This window comes from Thermoflexus sp., from assembly GCF_025055495.1.
GTDB lineage: Bacteria > Chloroflexota > Anaerolineae > Thermoflexales > Thermoflexaceae > Thermoflexus.
On record NZ_JANWXB010000210.1, the window covers coordinates 1 to 2,016 of the forward strand.

Annotated in this window: 2 protein-coding genes; both read left to right on the forward strand. The window is 61.8% G+C overall.

The features are described 5' to 3' along the window. Positions 1-573: 573 nt before the first annotated feature. Positions 574-1,698 (forward strand): hypothetical protein, encoded by a 1,125-nt coding sequence (locus NZM16_RS06995; RefSeq protein WP_295479548.1) that lies wholly within the window; start codon positions 574-576, stop codon positions 1,696-1,698. 49 nt (positions 1,699-1,747) lie between these two features. Continuing rightward, positions 1,748-2,016 (forward strand): nucleotidyltransferase family protein (locus NZM16_RS14025; protein WP_367281015.1); only part of this gene is annotated, 269 nt, incomplete at its 3' end.

Below are 2,016 nucleotides of genomic sequence, written 5' to 3' on the forward strand. Positions count from 1 at the left end.
TTTACTCGCAGGCGCTGTGCAGCCGGGAGCGGCTCGAACAAAGGGCATCCTCGCAGGGCAATGCGCCGCCTGATGGTGGAATCCGCCCAGCTGGATTTCGCGGGACGCGATCCGATGGTGTTCGTCAACCTGTGCTGTGAATGCCGTTCGCGGGGACACGGTGAGCCCTTGCGGAGGGCGCTGAGGAAGCCCTTTTCTTGGAGCTGCAAGGAATATCCTTCCCGCCTGCCGGGGAAGCGGGTGGACCTGGTCCGCCAGGCCTCCCTCCGCCCGGAATTCCGGGAGCGCATTCTTCAAGGAGCGGTAATGCTATCAGGCATCTCCGCATATCCCACACGGAAGATCGCCGTCTTCTGCGTGGAACTACATCCTCGTGTCCTAGTCGGAGAGGAGCGTGGATCCGAGGTTAGGGAATTGTGTCCTGAAGGAACTTTGGGGATGAGTGAAATTTAAAGCGCGGGCCAGCGATGGGGTCAGGGATTGCTCTCCGAGTTCGGAGATTCTGATGCGGCAGCGCAGGCGCTGGGAATTTAGGATGAACTCAATCGCCGTTGACGTAGAGCGGGAAGAACCATGAACACCACGCGTGGAGCTCAGGCTCGGGGCCTCTGGATGCGGGCGGTGCCGTTCACGGCGCTGCGCGCACTGCTGTTCTTCGCTGCACAGCATCCGGAGGGTCTGCGGGCCAAAGATCTGGACGCCATCGCTGGCCAGTTGCGCACATCAGCGGGCAAGCCACCCGCTCGAACGACCCGCTACCATTATCGAAACGTCCTCCTGGGCTTGAAGATCCTGGAGCGCCGAGGAGAGCGGTATTTCGTCCGGCGCAACGATCCTTTGGTCGAGGATCTCCTCCTGGCCCTGCGGCCGGAGGAGTCGGAGCTGACGCCGGAGGAACGTCGCTGCTTTGCCGAGCTGGTGCTCCGCAATCCGGATTGTCAAGAACATTTCTTCAGCCTCTTTGCCGATGGGGAACCCTTGACGGATCTGGAGCGCTTTGTCGCTCAGGGCCAGCCGGTCGCCTGGCGCGTGCTGCCGAAGTCCTCAAAAGCTGTCCCGGAGTCTTCTCCAGAAACGTCTCAGAGCCAGAAGCGTCCACGCCGCAAACGCCGCAAACCGGCCTGGTTGCCAGTTCGCATATGGAACTTGGTCAGCAACCGGGAGCGTCTCCTCACCACAGAAGGGGAGCGCCAGGCGCTCTTGTATGGCATCCGCTACTGGGCCCGTGATGAACTAGGGTTTATAGACGAAACTTTTCTGGAGCGCTACGGGAACGTGATGTTTCCAGTAGAGATGGAAGGCCCAACGCCGGATCCCCGGGTGATTCGATTCCTTCAAGAGCGTCTGGCCCCCGGTCAGGAGTGGACGACATTCAGCCTTCGGGAGCTGACGGCTGAGCTGTGCCCGGCTCTGAAAATCCCTGTGCGCCGCTTTTTCGCCACCCTTCGGGCCTTGCATAGGGCCCATCCAAGCTGGATCGTGTGGGTTCCTACTTCGCCGTTTATTGCCGCTTTTACGGCTGCTTCGACTTTTGAAGAGCAGCTTCAATTGCGTAGCTATTTCCGGGACGAGCGGGGCCGTTACATTTCGCATTTCTGGGCCCACGAGCGATTGCGGGAGGTGGAGCCGCCGCGGGGCCGCAGGCGCTCTTTCCCCTCGGATGGGCGCGGCAGCCGCCGCGTCCAGCGCCGGTCCTAAGCGCTCAGCGGACGCTTCGACGCGAACCTTCCCTGATCAGCGGATTCGTATGGCCTGCACAGGAGAGTTCAGGAGGAGGACCCTCGAGGAGATCCTGGAGATTTTGAATGCCCACCGGGAAGAGTTGGCCGCACCGTATGGGGTGAGGCGGATGGAAATCTTCGGCTTGTGTGCTCGGAGGGAAGCGGGGCCGGAAAGCGATCTGGACCTTCTGGTCGAGTTCGAGGAGCCGCCGGGGATGTTCCGCTTCCTGGCGCTGGAACACCGGCTGAGCGAGCGGTTGGGGGTCCGGGTGGAACGGGTCACGCGCGAGGCCCT